Origin of the sequence: Pseudomonas sp. CROZ-RG-20F-R04-15 (assembly GCF_022662375.1) — a bacterium.
In the GTDB taxonomy this organism is placed as follows: domain Bacteria; phylum Pseudomonadota; class Gammaproteobacteria; order Pseudomonadales; family Pseudomonadaceae; genus Aquipseudomonas.
In genome coordinates, this window is the sequence record NZ_JAKNQL010000001.1 from 781,544 (window position 1) to 797,709 (window position 16,166).

18 protein-coding genes, 1 tRNA gene and 1 pseudogene are annotated in these 16,166 nt (G+C 58.5%); 15 read left to right on the forward strand and 5 right to left on the reverse strand.

Translation table 11 applies throughout. From position 1 onward, the window contains the following. Window position 1: 1 nt before the first annotated feature. Window positions 2-1,435: a M48 family metalloprotease gene (locus tag L8H52_RS03555; protein WP_242204547.1), complete on the reverse strand. Its 1,434-nt coding sequence runs from the start codon at window positions 1,433-1,435 to the stop codon at window positions 2-4. Window positions 1,436-1,533: 98 nt separating this feature from the next. On the opposite strand from L8H52_RS03555, the gene L8H52_RS03560 reads away from it, so the two are divergent. Continuing rightward, on the forward strand, window positions 1,534-1,773 hold the full coding sequence (locus L8H52_RS03560) for a sulfurtransferase TusA family protein (protein ID WP_242204545.1): 240 nt from the start codon (window positions 1,534-1,536) through the stop codon (window positions 1,771-1,773). A 31-nt stretch (window positions 1,774-1,804) separates the two neighbouring features. After that, window positions 1,805-2,875 carry an AI-2E family transporter gene (locus L8H52_RS03565; protein WP_077571529.1) on the forward strand — a complete coding sequence of 357 codons (1,071 nt, stop codon included), beginning with the start codon at window positions 1,805-1,807 and terminating at the stop codon, window positions 2,873-2,875. 137 nt (window positions 2,876-3,012) lie between these two features. On the opposite strand, the gene L8H52_RS03570 is transcribed toward L8H52_RS03565, so the two are convergent. Both L8H52_RS03570 and L8H52_RS03575 read right to left on the reverse strand, forming a co-directional pair. Beyond that, window positions 3,013-3,486, reverse strand: coding sequence for a peroxiredoxin (locus L8H52_RS03570; protein ID WP_093438315.1), 474 nt, complete (start codon window positions 3,484-3,486; stop codon window positions 3,013-3,015). A gap of 10 nt (window positions 3,487-3,496) precedes the next feature. Beyond that, entirely contained in the window at window positions 3,497-4,057 is a 561-nt protein-coding gene (locus L8H52_RS03575) for a glycine cleavage system protein R (RefSeq protein WP_007911394.1), read from the reverse strand. Window positions 4,058-4,387: 330 nt separating this feature from the next. Here L8H52_RS03575 and dapA point away from each other — a divergent pair, with 330 nt between their 5' ends. The 7 genes and pseudogenes from dapA to L8H52_RS03610 all read left to right on the forward strand — a co-directional run bounded on the left by dapA (window position 4,388) and on the right by L8H52_RS03610 (window position 8,781). Then, entirely contained in the window at window positions 4,388-5,266 is an 879-nt protein-coding gene (gene dapA, locus L8H52_RS03580) for a 4-hydroxy-tetrahydrodipicolinate synthase (protein ID WP_127926200.1), read from the forward strand. A 17-nt stretch (window positions 5,267-5,283) separates the two neighbouring features. Continuing rightward, window positions 5,284-6,399: an outer membrane protein assembly factor BamC gene (gene bamC, locus L8H52_RS03585; protein WP_242204543.1), complete on the forward strand. Its 1,116-nt coding sequence runs from the start codon at window positions 5,284-5,286 to the stop codon at window positions 6,397-6,399. A gap of 6 nt (window positions 6,400-6,405) precedes the next feature. Then, a complete protein-coding gene (locus tag L8H52_RS03590) occupies window positions 6,406-7,167 on the forward strand; it encodes an MBL fold metallo-hydrolase (protein ID WP_007911390.1) in 762 nt (253 codons plus the stop codon). 28 nt (window positions 7,168-7,195) lie between these two features. Beyond that, entirely contained in the window at window positions 7,196-7,909 is a 714-nt protein-coding gene (purC, locus tag L8H52_RS03595) for a phosphoribosylaminoimidazolesuccinocarboxamide synthase (RefSeq protein ID WP_008077821.1), read from the forward strand. A gap of 83 nt (window positions 7,910-7,992) precedes the next feature. Then, a tRNA-Ser gene (locus L8H52_RS03600) sits at window positions 7,993-8,082 on the forward strand. A gap of 250 nt (window positions 8,083-8,332) precedes the next feature. Then, window positions 8,333-8,452: pseudogene (locus tag L8H52_RS03605) on the forward strand (type II toxin-antitoxin system HicA family toxin); the annotation flags it as partial. Next, on the forward strand, window positions 8,449-8,781 hold the full coding sequence (locus L8H52_RS03610; RefSeq protein ID WP_242204541.1) for a type II toxin-antitoxin system HicB family antitoxin: 333 nt from the start codon (window positions 8,449-8,451) through the stop codon (window positions 8,779-8,781). The pseudogene L8H52_RS03605 and the gene L8H52_RS03610, both read left to right, overlap by 4 nt. Before the next feature lie 149 nt (window positions 8,782-8,930). Here L8H52_RS03610 and L8H52_RS03615 read toward each other — a convergent pair whose 3' ends face one another. Then, window positions 8,931-9,122, reverse strand: coding sequence for a DUF1508 domain-containing protein (locus L8H52_RS03615; protein ID WP_016984684.1), 192 nt, complete (start codon window positions 9,120-9,122; stop codon window positions 8,931-8,933). Window positions 9,123-9,400: 278 nt separating this feature from the next. Between L8H52_RS03615 and L8H52_RS03620 the strand changes: the two genes are divergently transcribed. From L8H52_RS03620 to L8H52_RS03645, 6 genes are all read left to right on the forward strand, one after another. Further along, entirely contained in the window at window positions 9,401-10,366 is a 966-nt protein-coding gene (locus L8H52_RS03620; RefSeq protein ID WP_242204539.1) for a glycosyltransferase family 2 protein, read from the forward strand. Between the two features lie 3 nt (window positions 10,367-10,369). Further along, window positions 10,370-11,080 (forward strand): methyltransferase domain-containing protein, encoded by a 711-nt coding sequence (locus L8H52_RS03625; protein ID WP_242204538.1) that lies wholly within the window; start codon window positions 10,370-10,372, stop codon window positions 11,078-11,080. After that, window positions 11,077-11,463: a GtrA family protein gene (locus L8H52_RS03630; protein WP_242204536.1), complete on the forward strand. Its 387-nt coding sequence runs from the start codon at window positions 11,077-11,079 to the stop codon at window positions 11,461-11,463. Before L8H52_RS03625 ends, L8H52_RS03630 begins: the two co-directional genes overlap by 4 nt. Next, complete coding sequence (locus L8H52_RS03635; protein ID WP_242204534.1) at window positions 11,460-13,556, forward strand: DUF6311 domain-containing protein; 2,097 nt, start codon at window positions 11,460-11,462, stop codon at window positions 13,554-13,556. Before L8H52_RS03630 ends, L8H52_RS03635 begins: the two co-directional genes overlap by 4 nt. Window positions 13,557-13,629: 73 nt before the next feature. Continuing rightward, on the forward strand, window positions 13,630-14,550 hold the full coding sequence (locus L8H52_RS03640; protein ID WP_194933718.1) for a LysR substrate-binding domain-containing protein: 921 nt from the start codon (window positions 13,630-13,632) through the stop codon (window positions 14,548-14,550). Window positions 14,551-14,731: 181 nt separating this feature from the next. Then, window positions 14,732-15,097 (forward strand): 5-carboxymethyl-2-hydroxymuconate Delta-isomerase, encoded by a 366-nt coding sequence (locus L8H52_RS03645; protein ID WP_242204532.1) that lies wholly within the window; start codon window positions 14,732-14,734, stop codon window positions 15,095-15,097. Between the two features lie 3 nt (window positions 15,098-15,100). Here L8H52_RS03645 and L8H52_RS03650 read toward each other — a convergent pair whose 3' ends face one another. Continuing rightward, on the reverse strand, window positions 15,101-16,036 hold the full coding sequence (locus tag L8H52_RS03650) for a LysR family transcriptional regulator (RefSeq protein ID WP_242204530.1): 936 nt from the start codon (window positions 16,034-16,036) through the stop codon (window positions 15,101-15,103). Window positions 16,037-16,166: the final 130 nt, after the last annotated feature.

Below are 16,166 nucleotides of genomic sequence, written 5' to 3' on the forward strand. Positions count from 1 at the left end.
CTCAGCCCATCATGTCCTTGATCATGCGCTCCTGCTCCATCAGCTCCCGCTGACGAGCATCGATGCGTGAAGACAGTGGGAAGTTGCTGCCTGCCTTGCGCTTGGCGAAATCGAGCTGCTGGATCGCCTGACGATAATCACCCACCAGTGCGAAGTACTCGGCACGCGCCTGGTGCAGGCCGATGATGTTGCCCGACAAACCACGGGTTTCGGCGACTTGATACCAGACATCCGGATCATCCGGACGTGACTTGAGCAATGCTTCCAGCGCCTTTTCGGCATCAGGTGCGCGATTCTGTTTAAGCAACAGATCCACTCGAACCTGATTCAACGGATAGTTGCCCGGGTATTGTGTGAGCATCCGGTCAACCCGCGATTGCGCATCCGGCAAACGATTGTTGGTAATGTCCAGATCCACCTGCGCGAGGTTGTAAATGATCTCGTTCGGCGAGGTCGCCAGCAATTGCTTGAGATTCTCGCGAGCCTCGTTCAGCTGGCCGCCCTTGATCTGCGCAATCGCCAGACCGTAACGCGCCACATCGTTGTTCGGGTTTTCGTCCAGTTGCGCACGGAAACGCTTGGCACCCAGGCCAGGGGTTTCTTCGTAGATCAACTGCACGCGGGCGCGGATCAGTTGATAGCGCTTGGAGTCTTCGATACCGCCTGGCTTGGCCTGTTCGGCGCGGTTGCGGGTATCGGCGATACGCGATTCGGTGACCGGGTGAGTCAGCAGGAATTCCGGGGGCTTGGCGTCGAAACGGTATTGACGCATCAGGCGCTCGAACATGGTCGGCATCGAGCGCGGATCGTAGCCGGCCTTTTCCAGATTGAGAATGCCGATACGGTCGGCTTCCTGTTCGTTCTGGCGGGAGAAGGTGCGTTGCGATTGAATCGCCGCTGCCTGCGTACCGGCAATTGTGGCGATGCCTGCGTCACCGCCACCGGCCGCCGCGATGACGATGCCGGCCAGCAGCGCAGCCATCATCGGCACCTGCATCCGCTGTGAGGCTTCGACGCCACGAGCAAAGTGGCGTTGCGACAAGTGAGCCAGTTCGTGCGCCAGTACCGAAGCGTATTCGCCCTCGGTCTGCGCATTGAGGAACAGACCGCCGTTGACCCCGACCACACCGCCCGGCGCCGCGAAGGCGTTGAGTTGCGGGCTGTTGATCAGAATGAACTCAAGACGCCGGTCAGTGACCTGGCTGGTCTCCACCAGTTTGTAGACGCTGGATTCGACGTAGTCCTTGAGTTGCGGATCGTTGAGCTGGGAAACCTGGCTACGCAACATCGCCAGCCAGGCGCGGCCGAGCTGATATTCCTGTTGCGGCGAGACAATGGCAGAACTGGCGTCGCCGAGTGACGGCAGATCGTCGGCAAAGCCTGGTGAGGCGAGCAGGCAAGCGAGCGTCAGCAGGGTAGGGCGCAGAAAAGTCATGCACAAAGCCTTAGAAGACAAAGACCTTACTGTAGCCGGACACCGGAGCTGCGACCAGATATTCTAGGCAGCTCGACGACCCGGACCGGAGTGACGCAATGACCGACGCTGTAGCCCATGACGTGGAACTGGACGCCAGTGGCCTGAATTGTCCGTTGCCGTTGCTCAAGGCAAAAATGGAACTCAACAAGCTCAAGAGTGGCGCCGTTCTCAAGGTGATCGCTACCGATGCAGGCTCGCAGCGCGACTTTCGCACCTTTGCCAGGTTGGCCGGTCATACCCTGCTGCGCGAAGAAGACGAAGCAGGCATTTACCGTTACTGGTTGAAAAAGGCCTGAACTCACAGCGTAAAAGACCTAAGGATTATTGATGTTCAAAGTGTTACGCGACTGGATTCAGCGCTATTTCTCCGATGAAGAAGCGGTGGTGCTGGCGGTGCTGCTGTTTCTCGCCTTCACAGCGGTGCTCACTCTCGGCGGTATGCTCGCGCCGGTGCTGGCGGGGATGGTGCTGGCGTATCTGATGCAAGGCCTGGTGGTCACGCTGGAACGCCTGCGTGTGCCGGGTGGCGTGGCGGTAGGGTTGGTGTTTGCGCTGTTCATGGGCGTGCTGATGCTGTTTATCGTCGTGGTGCTGCCGTTGCTCTGGCATCAGTTGATCACGCTGTTCAACGAGCTGCCGGGCATGCTCGCCAAATGGCAATCGCTGCTGTTATTGCTGCCAGAGCGTTATCCGCATCTGGTGTCCGATGAGCAGGTGTTGCAGGCGATCGAGGCGGCGCGTGGCGAGATCGGCAAGTTCGGCCAGTGGGCGCTGACATTCTCACTGTCGAGTCTGCCGCTGCTGGTGAACATCATGATTTATCTGGTTCTGGTGCCGATTCTGGTGTTCTTCTTCCTCAAGGATCGGGTCATGATCGGCGAATGGGTGCGTGGCTACTTGCCGCGTGAGCGTGCGTTGATCACCCGGGTTGCGCAGGAAATGAACCGGCAGATTGCCAACTACATTCGCGGCAAGGTCATCGAGATCGTGATTTGTGGTGGCGTGACCTACATCGCTTTTGTGGCGCTCGGATTGAATTATGCGGCGCTGCTGGCGTTGCTGGTCGGTGTGTCGGTAGTGGTGCCGTATGTTGGCGCGGTGGTGGTGACCGTGCCGGTGTTGCTGATCGCGCTGTTTCAGTGGGGCTGGAGCGATCAGTTCATCTATTTGATGGCGGTGTACGGAATCATCCAGACACTGGATGGCAACGTGCTGGTGCCGTTGCTGTTCTCGGAGGCAGTCAACCTGCACCCGGTCGCAATTATCTGCGCGGTGCTGTTGTTTGGCGGGTTGTGGGGATTCTGGGGGGTGTTCTTCGCGATTCCGCTGGCGACGCTGTTCAAGGCTGTACTGGATGCGTGGCCGCGCCAGGAACCGGCGGTGGCACCACTACTGTAGCGATTGATCCAGATTTTGCAGGAAGGCTATTCGCGAGCAGGCTCGCTCCCACACTTGATCGATTCGCCCATGCGAACACGGTTTAATGTGGGAGCGAGCCTGCTCGCGAAGCCGTCAGTAAAAATGACGCAAAAACATCAGGCCTTGTTCAGATCCTGAGCAGCAGCCAGAACGGCATCCACGTGCCCGGGCACTTTCACACCGCGCCATTCCTGACGCAGCACACCGTCCTTATCAATCAGGAACGTGCTGCGATCAACGCCCAGGTATTCCTTGCCGTACAGCTTCTTCAACTTGATCACGTCAAACAGCTGGCAGACGGCTTCGTCCTTGTCGCTGATCAACTCGAACGGAAACTCCTGCTTGCACTTGAAGTTCTCGTGGGATTTCAGGCTGTCGCGGGAGATTCCGAAAATCTCGGTATTGGCAGCCTTGAACGCGGCGTACTGATCACGAAAGCCCTGGCCTTCGGTGGTGCAGCCCGGCGTGCTGTCCTTCGGGTAGAAGTAGATCACCACTTGTTTGCCCTTCAGGGCAGACAGGCTGACAGTCTGCCCACTGGTGGCAGGTGCTGCGAAATCGGCAACCGGTTGGTCGATGACAACGGCCATGAAAGCTTCCTTACATTGGGTTCTGTGGGCGCCAAGGCTCGATCAGTGCGTCCAGGTTCATCGCATCGGAGAAGTCGAGGAACTGGTCGCGCAGCCAACTGATCTGGGTGCCGGCCGGCAGGGTCACGGTGAACGTGGCGTTGAGCATGGTGCCGCCGGTCTGTGGCGCCTGATAGGTGTCGCAGGTCAGGTTTTCCAGCTCGACGTTGTGATCCATGAAGAACTGGCACAACTCATTGATGATGTCCGGGCGATACGCCGAACTGACGTAAGCCACGTACGGCAGCGCCTGCGGACGATTTTCCAGCGGCGCGCTGCGCACCACGTTGACGGTGAAAGCGTGTTTCTTGGACAGGCCCGACAGACTGCCTTCCAGGCGAGCAAGGGCGTCCCAGCTGCCGGAGACCTCAAGGATCAGCGCACTGCATTCGCCATGGCGAGTCAGGCGCGAAGTAACCACGGCGCAGCGATTTTCATGGCTGGCGCGGCACAGGACGTTAGTCAGCTCCATGGGGTTGGCGCCAAGGGCACTGATGACAAGGAATTGTTCGCGAACTGTGGGGGTGGACATGCAGCATTCCTAAAGCGATGAGCGGTCGGTAGGTTTACGCGCGTTGGCTGCCGGGGAGTGCCTGTTGTGGCCGTCCGTACTAAAAGACCCGGCAAGCGCTCGCGGCTCGCTCCACTATAGCGGGAGCGCGTCGATGCGACGCAGGAACGGGGTCTGGGAGGCCGTAAAGGAAGGCTGAAACCCGGCGTACAAGCTGATCAGTACCGATCAAAGTCTGAAGGGTAGCGAAAAGCGACGCCAAGGGGAATGGCGGCAGCGCAGTACTTCGCTTGTGCAAGCATCTTGGCGCCAGTACCATTACCGCTCTCTTTTTCCGGCAGGAGCGGTTTCATGATTGCGGGCAGTATGGTGGCACTGGTCACTCCCATGGATGCACAAGGGCGTCTTGACTGGGACAGCCTCAGCAAACTCGTGGACTTCCATCTCAAGAACGGCACCCATGCCATTGTCGCGGTCGGTACTACCGGCGAGTCGGCAACCCTTGATGTTGAAGAACACATCGCCGTCATCAAAGCCGTGGTCAAACAGGTTGCCGGGCGCATTCCGGTCATCGCCGGCACTGGCGCCAACTCGACCCGCGAAGCCGTCGAGCTGACCCGCAACGCTAAAGAAGCCGGCGCCGATGCCTGCCTGCTGGTCGTGCCGTACTACAACAAGCCGACCCAGGAAGGCTTGTACCAGCACTTCAAGTACATCGCTGAAGCGGTCGACATTCCACAGATTCTCTACAACGTTCCTGGCCGCACGTCTTGCGACATGCAGGCCGAGACCGTGATTCGCCTGTCTACGGTGCCGAACATCATCGGCATCAAGGAAGCCACCGGCGACCTGAAACGCGCCAAGGCGATCATCGATGGTGTGAGCAAGGATTTCATCGTGCTGTCCGGCGATGATCCGACCGCCGTTGAACTGATCCTGCTGGGCGGTAAAGGCAACATCTCCGTGACCGCCAACGTCGCGCCGCGCGAAATGGCCGACCTGTGCGAGGCCGCGCTGAAAGGCGACGCCGACACCGCACGGGCGATCAACGAAAAACTGATGCCGCTGCACAAAGACCTGTTCATCGAAGCCAACCCCATTCCGGTGAAGTGGGCTTTGGTTGAAATGGGCCTGATGCACGAAGGCATCCGCCTGCCACTGACCTGGCTGAGCACACCTTGTCATGAAACGCTTCGCACGGCCCTGCGCCAGTGCAGCGTCCTGGTTTAATTGAGGAAGTACAACGCATGAAGCGAATGGCCGGACTTTCCGCACTTGCCTTGATTATCTCCAGCACCAGTGGCTGCGGATGGGTCTGGGGGCCGGAAGGTTATTTCCGCGACCGTGGTAGCGATTACCTGCAAGCGCAACAGACTGCACCGATGCAACTGCCGCCGGAAGTCAGCACTTCCAAACGTCTGGATCCGCTGTTGCCGATTCCGCGTAACGTTGCTGATGACACCGACAAGGGCGAATACATTGTGCCGCGTCCTCAGCCGCTGTCGGCCGTTGCCGATGCCAGCGATTACTCGCTGCAGAAGAGCGGTGATTCGCGTTGGGTCGTGGCCCAGCATCCGCCGGCCGAAGTCTGGCCAGTGGCGGTGCAGTTCTTCCAGGACAACGGTTTCCGTCTGGACGAACAGCGCCCGCAAACCGGCGAATTCACCACTACCTGGCAGCATTCCGATGAACTGTCCGCGTCCATGGCCAAGCGCCTGAGCGCAGCCGGCATTGCCAGCGACAGCGAAACCCGTGTGCGTGTTCGCATCGAGCCGGGCGTGCAGCGCAACACCAGTGAAATCTACGTGGTCAGCGCCGAGCGTCCTGCCGGCAGCACTGCCGATGTGGCCTTCACCAACCGTTCGGTCAACACGGGCCTGGACGCAGCACTGGTCGACGACATGCTCGCAAGCATGAGCCGGATCTCCGAGAAGGGCGGTTCGGTGTCGATGCTGGCCTCGCGTGATTTCGACACGCCAAGCCGTGTCAGCCTCAGCGAAGACGGCAGCGGTAACCCGGTGTTGAACGTCGGTACCGATCTTGACCGTGCCTGGTCGAGCGTTGGCCGCGCGCTGGAACAAGGCGAATGGCGCGTTGAAGACATCAACCGCAGCCTCGGCCTGTACTACATCAACCTGGCCGAAAAAGCCGAGAAGAAAGACGACAAGCCTGGTTTCTTCAGCAGCCTGTTCGGCAGTGCGCCGAGCAAGGAAGAAGTTGAAGCCCGTGCCGAGCGTTATCAGGTTCGCCTGAGCAAGGTTGGCGAGAACATTCAGGTGACCGTCGAGAAAAACATCAACACCGTCGCGCCGGCTGAAGTGGCACGCAAAGTGTTGAGCGTGATTCAGGACAACCTGGGCTGATCAACCATGCGTTTTGCCGTTCTCGGCAGCGGTAGCCAAGGGAACGGCACGCTGATCGCCAGTGCTGATACGTACGTGCTGGTGGATTGTGGTTTTTCCCTGCGGGAAACCGAAAAACGCCTGTTGCGCCTGGGTGTGAACCCGGCGCAACTGAGCGCGATACTCGTAACCCACGAACATGCCGACCACGTGCATGGCGTGGGTTTGCTGTCTCGGCGCTACAATCTACCGGTCTACCTCAGTCGCGGCACACTGCGCGGGATGCGTAAACCGATTGAACCCGCAGGCTTCCTGGCCGGCGGCGAGCAACTGCAGATCGGTGCACTGAACATCGGGGTCATTGCCGTGGCCCATGATGCGCAGGAGCCGACCCAGTATGTCTTCAGTGATCACGAGCAGCGGCGCTTCGGCCTGCTGACCGACCTGGGATCCTACTGCGAGCGGGTGCTGGACGGTTATCGGGACCTCGATGCGTTGATGATCGAGTCAAACCATTGTCGCGACATGCTGGCCCGTGGTCATTACCCGTACTTTCTCAAGCAGCGGGTGGGCGGCGAGCTGGGACATTTGAACAACCATCAGGCGGCATTCCTGGTGTCGGAGTTGGGCTGGCAGGGCTTGCAACACCTTGTCCTGGCTCATCTGAGCAGCAAGAACAACCTGCCGCAGCTGGCCCGGCAATGTTTTGTCGACACCCTCGGGTGCGACCCGGACTGGCTGCAACTGGCCGATCAAGATTCAGGGCTCGACTGGCGCCACATCGCCTAGCCCACCTACTTAGCAAGCGGAGCCCATCATGGAAAAACGTGAAGAACTCTACCGCGGCAAAGCCAAATCGGTTTACAAGACCGACGACGCTGACCGCTTGATCCTGCTGTTTCGCAACGACACCTCGGCGTTCGACGGCAAGCGCATCGAGCAGCTCGACCGCAAAGGCATGGTCAACAACAAGTTCAACGCCTTCATCATGCAGAAACTCGAAGCGGCCGGCATCCCGACCCAATTCGACAAGCTGCTGGCCGACAACGAAGTCCTGGTGAAGAAGCTCGACATGATCCCGGTCGAGTGCGTTGTGCGTAACTACGCTGCCGGCAGCCTGGTCAAGCGTCTGGGCGTCGAAGAAGGCCTGAAGCTCAACCCTTACACCTTCGAACTGTTCCTGAAGGACGACGCCAAGGGCGACCCGTTCATCAACGAATCCCACGTCGTGGCATTCGGCTGGGGCACCGCCGAGCAACTGGTTCGCATGAAAGAACTGTCGCTCAAGGTCAACGAAGTCCTGACCAAACTGTTCGACGACGCCGGCCTGCTGCTGGTCGACTTCAAGCTTGAATTCGGCGTGTTCAGTGACGGTTCCATCGTCCTCGGCGACGAGTTCAGCCCGGACGGCTGCCGTCTGTGGGACAAGGACACCAAGAAGAAGATGGACAAAGACCGCTTCCGCCAAGGCCTCGGTGATGTCATCGAAGCCTATGAAGAAGTCGCCAATCGTCTGGGCGTACCGCTTTAATCGACGCAAGCATCTGATAGCACGAAGAAATTTTCGAAAGAGGGTTTGCTTTCGGTAAAAGTGTTGTTATGATGCGCGCCGTTGGAGAGATGCCAGAGTGGCCGAATGGGACGGATTCGAAATCCGTTGTACCTTCACCGGTACCTAGGGTTCGAATCCCTATCTCTCCGCCATTACATAGAAAAAGCCCCGTAGCTGAGAAGCTACGGGGCTTTTTTGTTTCCTGTGTCATTAAAACAATAACTCCTGGATATCGTAGTTGATGTCTGTTCGTACATAACTCTCGGAGTTTGCCTACAACCTGGGCACTGTTTACTCAATTATCCTGATACCCGCTTAAATGCATAACCAACAACACCGCTTCCAATTTTTGGACAAGCGGCGTTTCTGTTTGTGCCTAGAGGGCGCTTCACGTATCCGCAACAGTTCGAACTCAGCGGTGTGGTCGCGACTTTCCACCGTCCCCACCCAGACAAAGAAGCAAAGCCCTATCAGGTTCGCGATGCTCGGGCTTTCCTTGAACAAGCAGGAGTCTTTCCATGAACGTGATGAATTACAACGGGTATGCGGCCCGAATCGAATATAGCGATGAAGACGGCCTGTTTGTTGGTCACATCGCCGGCATCAAGGATGTTGTAGGTTTTCATGGGGAGTCAGTTAGAGAGCTTCGGACAGCTTTTGAAGAAGCGGTTACTGATTATCTGGATACCTGTTCCAAGCTCGGTCGAGCCCCACAGAAGCCTTACTCCGGAAACCTAAGCCTGCGTTTAGCTCCCGCACTTCATGCAACCGTTGCGATCAAAGCGCAGTTGGCTCGCAAAAGTATCAATCAGTGGGTGGCTGATATTCTTGACCGTGAAGTGCATGCCTGATCTGGCATGTGATCGAGCCGAACCTTGCGCGTCGCACTGATGCTCTCAGCGCACCGAGGATAAAAAAGCCCCACAGGCCATACGGCTGTGGGGCTTTTGCATTTCACAGGGTTACATCACCCTGTGCGTCCGATCATTCGCTTTCGCGATTAAATCTCCTTAACCGGCGTCTCCCCCTGCACAGCCTTGATCAACCCGATCACATGCAAGCAATCCGCCTTGTTCACATAAGACTCGCCACTGGCGATCGTCTCGTGATTACCCGCCCTCAACCTCCAGCGCCATTGTCCCTTGCCGGTACTCGGGGTGCCTCTGGATTGCCTGTAAATCTCGAAATACATTCAGTTCGCTCCATGCGATTGATTTTGTGCGACAGCCTGTGTGGCGCATGGTCGCAAGCCTAGCGCAGAGGGTTTTTTTGGCTATCGGACATTTGTTTCCAATCGTTCGCGGATGTTTCTGAAGGGCGCGGGCCAGAGCGCATGGATCAGCGTCTGGATTGGCCAATATGACGCCGTCTGCTCCTTGCAACGCCGTCGACGCTCCTGCTTAATACGGGACGGCTCATGGCGTCGAACAGCGTTCGGCGACCGACAAACACTATAAAAAGAGCACTCCTTTGACCGAGCACGGAACGCAACAGGCCGGGCAGGTAACGTTATCGCTGGTGGTCCCCGTATTTAACGAGGAGGACAGTCTCGACACGTTTCTGCGGCGCATCAATGAAGTCTTTCGGGCACAGACGTTGATCGATCTTGAGCTGGTGTTCGTCAACGACGGCAGCACCGATGCCACGCTCGAACGCTTGCTCGAACATCAGCGCCAGGATGCGCGTCTGCGCATCGTCGACCTGAGCCGCAACTTCGGCAAAGAAGCGGCGTTGTCTGCCGGTTTGCAGATCGCCACCGGGCAGATCGTCGTGCCGATCGATGCTGACTTGCAGGATCCCCCGGAAGTCATTCTGCAAATGATCGAGCGCTGGCGTGAGGGTTATGAAGTGGTGCTCGGTCACCGCATCAGTCGTCGCAGCGACACCTGGGCCAAGCAGACTTCCGCTCACTGGTTCTACCGCCTGCACAACAAAATTGCCGAACAGCCTTTGCCCGAAAACGTCGGCGATTTTCGTCTGATGGATCGCTGCGTGGTCGATGCCTTGCTGACGTTGCCCGAATCCCGGCGCTTCATGAAAGGCCTGTTTGCCTGGGTCGGCTTTCGCACCACCCACGTCGATTACGAACGTCCGGAGCGCGTGGCGGGGCAGAGCAAGTTCAATGGCTGGCGGCTGTGGAATTTCGCGCTGGAGGGCATCACCAGTTTCAGCACCGAGCCATTGCGGGTCTGGACGTATGTCGGCGCGCTGGTATCGCTGGTGTCTTTTGCCTTTGCCATTTTCATTGTCGTGCGCACATTGATTCACGGTGTCGACATGCCCGGTTATGCCTCGCTGATGGTGGCCGTGACCTTTCTCGGTGGGCTGCAATTGATTGGCATCGGAGTGCTCGGCGAGTACCTGGGCCGCACCTATATCGAATCCAAACGCCGGCCGGTTTTTCTGGTGCGTCGCGTCTACGACCCCAAGGACTGACACATGGATCTCAAGGAAACCGACATCCTCGGCGACAGCATCAACGAGCATTGGTATTACTGCTCGAAAGCTGCAGCCACCAGGCGATTGCTGGGCGATGCCCGGATCAGCCGAATCCTCGATGTCGGCGCCGGCTCGGGATTTTTTTCCCATCATTTGCTGACGCATACCGATGCACGTGAAGCGTGGTGCGTGGACATCAGTTATCCCGCCGACTCCAGCGCGACCACTGCCGGCAAACCGGTGCATTACCGTCGCGCAATTGAAACCATCAATGCCGATCTGGTGCTGCTGATGGACGTGCTGGAGCATGTCGATGACGACCTCGGCTTGCTCAAGATGTATGTCGATAAAGTGCCATCGGGCAGTCGATTCCTGATGACAGTGCCGGCATTCCAGTTCCTGTGGAGTGGTCACGACGACTTTCTCGAACACAAGCGCCGCTACACTCTGGCGCAGTTCGAAACACTCGCTCGCGATGCCGGTTTGACAGTGCAGCGTGGGGCCTATTATTTCGGTGCGGTGTTCCCGATTGCGGCGGCGTTGCGATTGGTGCCGCAAAGCGCCCAGACCCAGCCGGCGCGTTCGCAACTCAAGCGCCATCATCCGCTGGTGAATGGCGTGCTCAAGACCTTGTGCAGCCTTGAGTTGCCGTTGATGGGCATGAACCGTCTCGCCGGTTTGAGTGTTTTTGTGTTGGCGCAAAAGCCGTGACTTCAGGGGAAAAATCAGCGCTGCTCCAGCGTGGTTTGCGCTTTGCCCTGACCGGTCTGTTCGTCACTGCGCTGCACGCGCTGGTGGCGGTGCTGTTCATCAACTTCATCGCCGCGCAACCGCCGCTTGCCAACGGTGTGGCGTTTGCCGTGGCGACGGTGGTGTCCTACGTAATCAACACCACCTGGAGTTTTTCTGCCCGGCTGCACGGGCGAACACTGCGGCGTTTTCTGCTGGTGTCCACGGGTGGTTTCTTCCTCGCGATGTTCGTTGCCTGGGCGGCGCAGATTGCCGGGTTGCCCTACCTGCTGGGCATCGTTGCAGTCGCGCTGACGATTCCGGCATTCACTTTTGTCTTGCACAATTTCTGGACGTATCGATGAAGGATTTAGCAAAGCATCCGGCGTTCGGCGTTCTGCCGTTGTTGCTCGGCGTGTTTGCGTTCTTCTGCGTGATCGGGCCGCAAGCGCTGGATCCGCAAAACATTGCCTGGCTGGAGCAGGGCGATCCGGCAACGCATTATCTGGGCTGGGAATATTTCCGCCATTCACCCTGGACCTTTCCGCTCGGGCTCAACCCGTTCTATGGTCTGGAACTGGGCAATTCGATCATTTTTTCCGACTCCAATCCGCTGCTGGCGCTGCTGTTCAAGCCGTTCAATGAGTGGTTACCGGCGACCTTCCAGTATTTCGGCCTGTGGCTGCTGGTGTGTTTCGTACTGCAAGCCTGGTTCGCCTGGAAACTGCTGGGGTTGATGACCGGCAATCCGCTGATTCGCTTGCTGGGCACCGGATTGCTGGTGGTCTCACCACCGATGTTCCTGCGCATGGGCGGACACCTTTCTCTGTCCGGGCATTTTCTGATCCTGGCGGCGCTGTACCTGGCGTTGTTGCCGAACCTGTCTCGACGTCGTCTGGCCTGGGGCGCGTTACTGGCGGTGACGGCGATGGTGCATGCGTACCTGCTGGCGATGGTGGCGCTGATCTGGGTGGCGGATCTGCTTGGCAAGACCTTCAGCCAACAACTGACTCGGCGCCAAGGGCTGCTCGAAGGCGTTTCGCTGTTTGCCGTGGTGAGCGTGTGTTGCTGGCAGGCCGGGTACTTCGCCATTGCTGACGGCGGGCAATCCGGTGGTTTCGGTTTGTACCGGATGAACCTGCTGTCGCCATTGGATCCGGCAGGCTGGTCGTTCATTTTGCCGAATCTGCCGAAAGCCAGCGGCGATTACGAAGGCTTCAACTACCCGGGCCTCGGCGTGCTGTTGCTGGTGCCGTTGGCACTGATTGCCTGGGTGAGGAACCGCAAGCCGCTGAAGGAAGAGCTGCGCGTTCGCCCCTGGTTGTTGCTGGCGTTGCTCGGATTGGCGTTGTTCGCGTTATCGAACCAGATCGGTGTCGGCGCGCACACGTTCAGCTACCCGCTGCCGAAAATCGCCCTCAAACTGGCCAATGTCTTTCGCGCTTCGGGACGGATGTTCTGGCCGGTGTTGTACGCGCTCATCCTGATGGTGATGTTCCTGCTGGTGCGCGGTTACCGGCCACGCATCGTCGTCGCGCTGCTGGCACTGGCATTGACGATACAGATTGTCGACACACGCAACGGCTGGATGGGTTTGCGCAACAGCAAGATGATCACGCCCTCCGCAGAATGGGCAACGCCGATGCACGATCCGTTCTGGGCGAGTGCAGCGGCGCATTACTCGAAGGTGCGCAGTCTGATGCCACAGAATCAGTCCGAACGCTGGCAAGTGATTGCCGATTTCGCCGCGACCCATGGCCTGAAAACCGATGCTGTCTATTTGGGGCGCATGAGTGCCAAAGCACTGGATCAGGCCCGGCAGAAAACGCAGCGCATGCTCGACTCAGGGCAATACGATGCCGACTCGTTGTACATACTCGACGATTCCGTGCTGGCCGATGCTGCGAAAAGCGTCAACAGTGAAACCGATCTGCTGACCAGAGTAGATGACCTGGTGGTGCTGGCGCCGGGCTGGAAGCGCTGTTCGCAATGCTTGAGCATGCCGGATGAAGGTCGGCGAATGTCATGGATGGCGCTGTCCCGTCCCGGTCAGGTGATGACGTTCAACCACACTACCCGGCAGCTCAGCAGCGGTTGGTCGACCCCGGAAAACTGGGGAACATGGTCTGCGGGGCAGCAAGCGCAGGTCGACTTGCGGGTGACACCCGAGGCACGCTCGATTGCGCTGGAGGTCATGGCATTCGTTCTGCCGCAACACCCGGCGCAGCGAGTGATTGTCAGTTTGAATGGCGAGCAGGTGCTGACCACGCGGCTGACGCAACTTCAGGATAATCAACTGGAAATCCCGATCCCTGCGGCGATCCGCGAGCAACTGGTGGACAATGATCGTCTGACGATCGAGCTGCGATTACCCGACGCCATCAGTCCGCAACAATTGGGCCTGAACGACGATTCACGGGTCATGGGCCTGGGCTTGAAACGCTTGACGGTGAACTGACGCACTGTGGCGATGGACGCCGGGGCCTGCGCCTTTCTACACTGCCGGTATTCCGGGGGGTAGGGGGTAAAGGATGAACCGAAATGAACTACGCAAGGCCGACATCAACCTGATGGTGGTGTTCGAGACCTTGATGCTCGAACGCAACGTGACCCGGGCCGCCGAGAAACTGTTTCTCGGCCAGCCGACCATCAGTTCGGCGCTTAACCGCTTGCGCACGATGCTTAACGATCCGCTGTTCATCCGCGTCGGTCACCGCATGGAACCGACCGCCCGCGCCGAAGATATTTTCCGCCATCTCAAACCCGCACTGGATTCGCTGTCGGTGGCGCTGAGCCTGACCCGCGATTTCGACCCGGCCGTCAGCACCATGACGTTCCGCATCGGCCTGTCCGATGACGTCGAATTCGGCCTGCTGCCGCCGCTGTTGCGCGCGTTGCGTCAGGAAGCGCCGAATGTGGTGTTTGTGGTGCAACACGTCGATTACTGGCGAATTCCCGATCTGCTGGCGGCGGGCGACATCACGGTCGGCATCAGTCAGACCCGTGGTCTGCCGGCCAACGCCAAACGCAAACTGTTGCGGCACATCCAGCCGAGCATCCTGCGCGCCGACGCCAGCGACACACCGCTGACACTGGATGAATATTGCGCGCGTCCGCACGTACTGGTTTCGCACACGGCCAATGTCAGTGGTTTTGCTGATGAGTGGCTGGCGGAGCTCGGTCGTACCCGTCAGGTGGTGCTGTCGGTGCCGCAATATAGCGCGTTGCCGGCGCTGCTGGCCGGTACTGATCTGATCGCCAGCCTGCCGGATTACACCGCGGCCGCCATGGCCACCTCCGGGCTACTGTTCAAGGAACCGTTTCCGTTCAAGACGCCAACGCTGGATCTGTCGATGGTCTGGCTCAGCCACGTGGACAGTGACCCGGCCGAGCGCTGGTTGCGTTCCAGGCTGGAGCAGTTCATGAGCGAACGGCCGCTGACCCCAGTCTGACGAACATCACATACCGTGTGGGAGCGAGCTTGCTCGCGAACGCGGCGTATCAGGCACCTTAAGTGTCGCTGAACGACCGCATTCGCGAGCAAGCTCGCTCCCACATTGGAAAGTCACCGGGAGGGTAGGACGGAGCTGTGCTATATGTACGAGCTTTCTGCCAAACCACCGGGGAACTGCAATGCCACACCTGCATCTGGAATACACCGCCAACCTGCCGCAGTTGAACGCCGACGTCGCGTTGATCCGCCTGAACAACACCCTGGTGGGCTCCGGGCAGTTCGCGGCGGAGTTCGATATCAAAAGTCGCGCGGTGAAAGTCGAAACGTTCAAGGTCGGCACCGCCATGGCCGAGCGCGGTTTCGTCTATGTGAAGCTGGCTTTGCTCAGCGGGCGTTCGGCGCAGATCAAGAAACAGTTGTCAGAAAGCCTGTTGGCCGTCTTGCAGGACTTGTGCGAATGGCCGGCCGGCGTCGAAGTGCAGCTGTGTGTTGAACTGGTCGACATGGATCGCGAGTCCTACAGCAAAACCGCGATTGGCGCGTAGGATTCAGGCCGTTTCCAGCTCGTTGCACACATTGACCACCTGCTCGCGCAACCACAGATTGGCGCTGTCCTGATCAACGCTTTGGCTCCACTGCATGTCCAGGGTAAAACCGGGCAAGCCGTTCGGCGCTTCACAGTGATTGAACACTGCTTCGTTGGTCAGCAAGCGCTGAATACGGCGGGGCAGGGTGAGGATGAAGTCAGTCCCGGTGATCATTTTCAATGCGGCGCTGTAGCTGTTCGAGCGCGCGACGATCTGGCGTTTCTGCGCCTGCCGCGCCAGCCAGCCGTCGACCATGTTGGTGGTCGATGTCCACGGTGTCGGAAACACATGCCGGCGTTCAGTGAAGGCTTGCAGGCTCAGGCGTGGTTCCAGTGGCGTGGCGCGCTTGTCGAAGACGCAGACCAGATCATCCTCCAGCAACATCCGTGATTTGAGGTCAGTGTGATGGCGGTGGAAGTTGGGACCGAAGCTGATCACCAGATCGAGGCTGCCATCGCGCAACTCATCCGCCGGGACATCGGTTTCAAACTTGTGCATGTTGACCATCACCGGCAGGTCGTCGAAATCAAAACGTTTCAACAGGCGCGGCAGAATCAACTGTTCGAAGTATTCCGGGGCACAGATGTTGAAGGTGACGGCTTGTTGGGTCGGGTCGAACGTGGGGGCGCCGGCGTGGCACAGGTTTATGCTTTCGAGGATCTTCTGCACATGGCCGTACATGCTGCTGGCCTTGTAGGTCGGACGCATACCGGTGCGGGTGTTGATGAACAGTTCGTCTTCGAAACTGGTGCGCAGTTTTTTCAGACAGTAACTGACGGTGGACTGGCTGACGAACAGGGTTTCCGACACATCGGTGACGCTGCTTTGCTCATAAACGGCGACAAACACCATGAGGTCCTGCATGTCGAGCTTGCGTAGCAAGTTACTGTTCAGCATCCGTTCTGTCTCGCTGTGCTCCTTGCGCTGAATCCGCGCAAACGTGTGCGAACGATCCTAACGGAACGATGGTGCCAGGACAAAGCCCTGTAGGACGTTTCACGGTCAGTTGTGGGACAGAAAGTTTTAG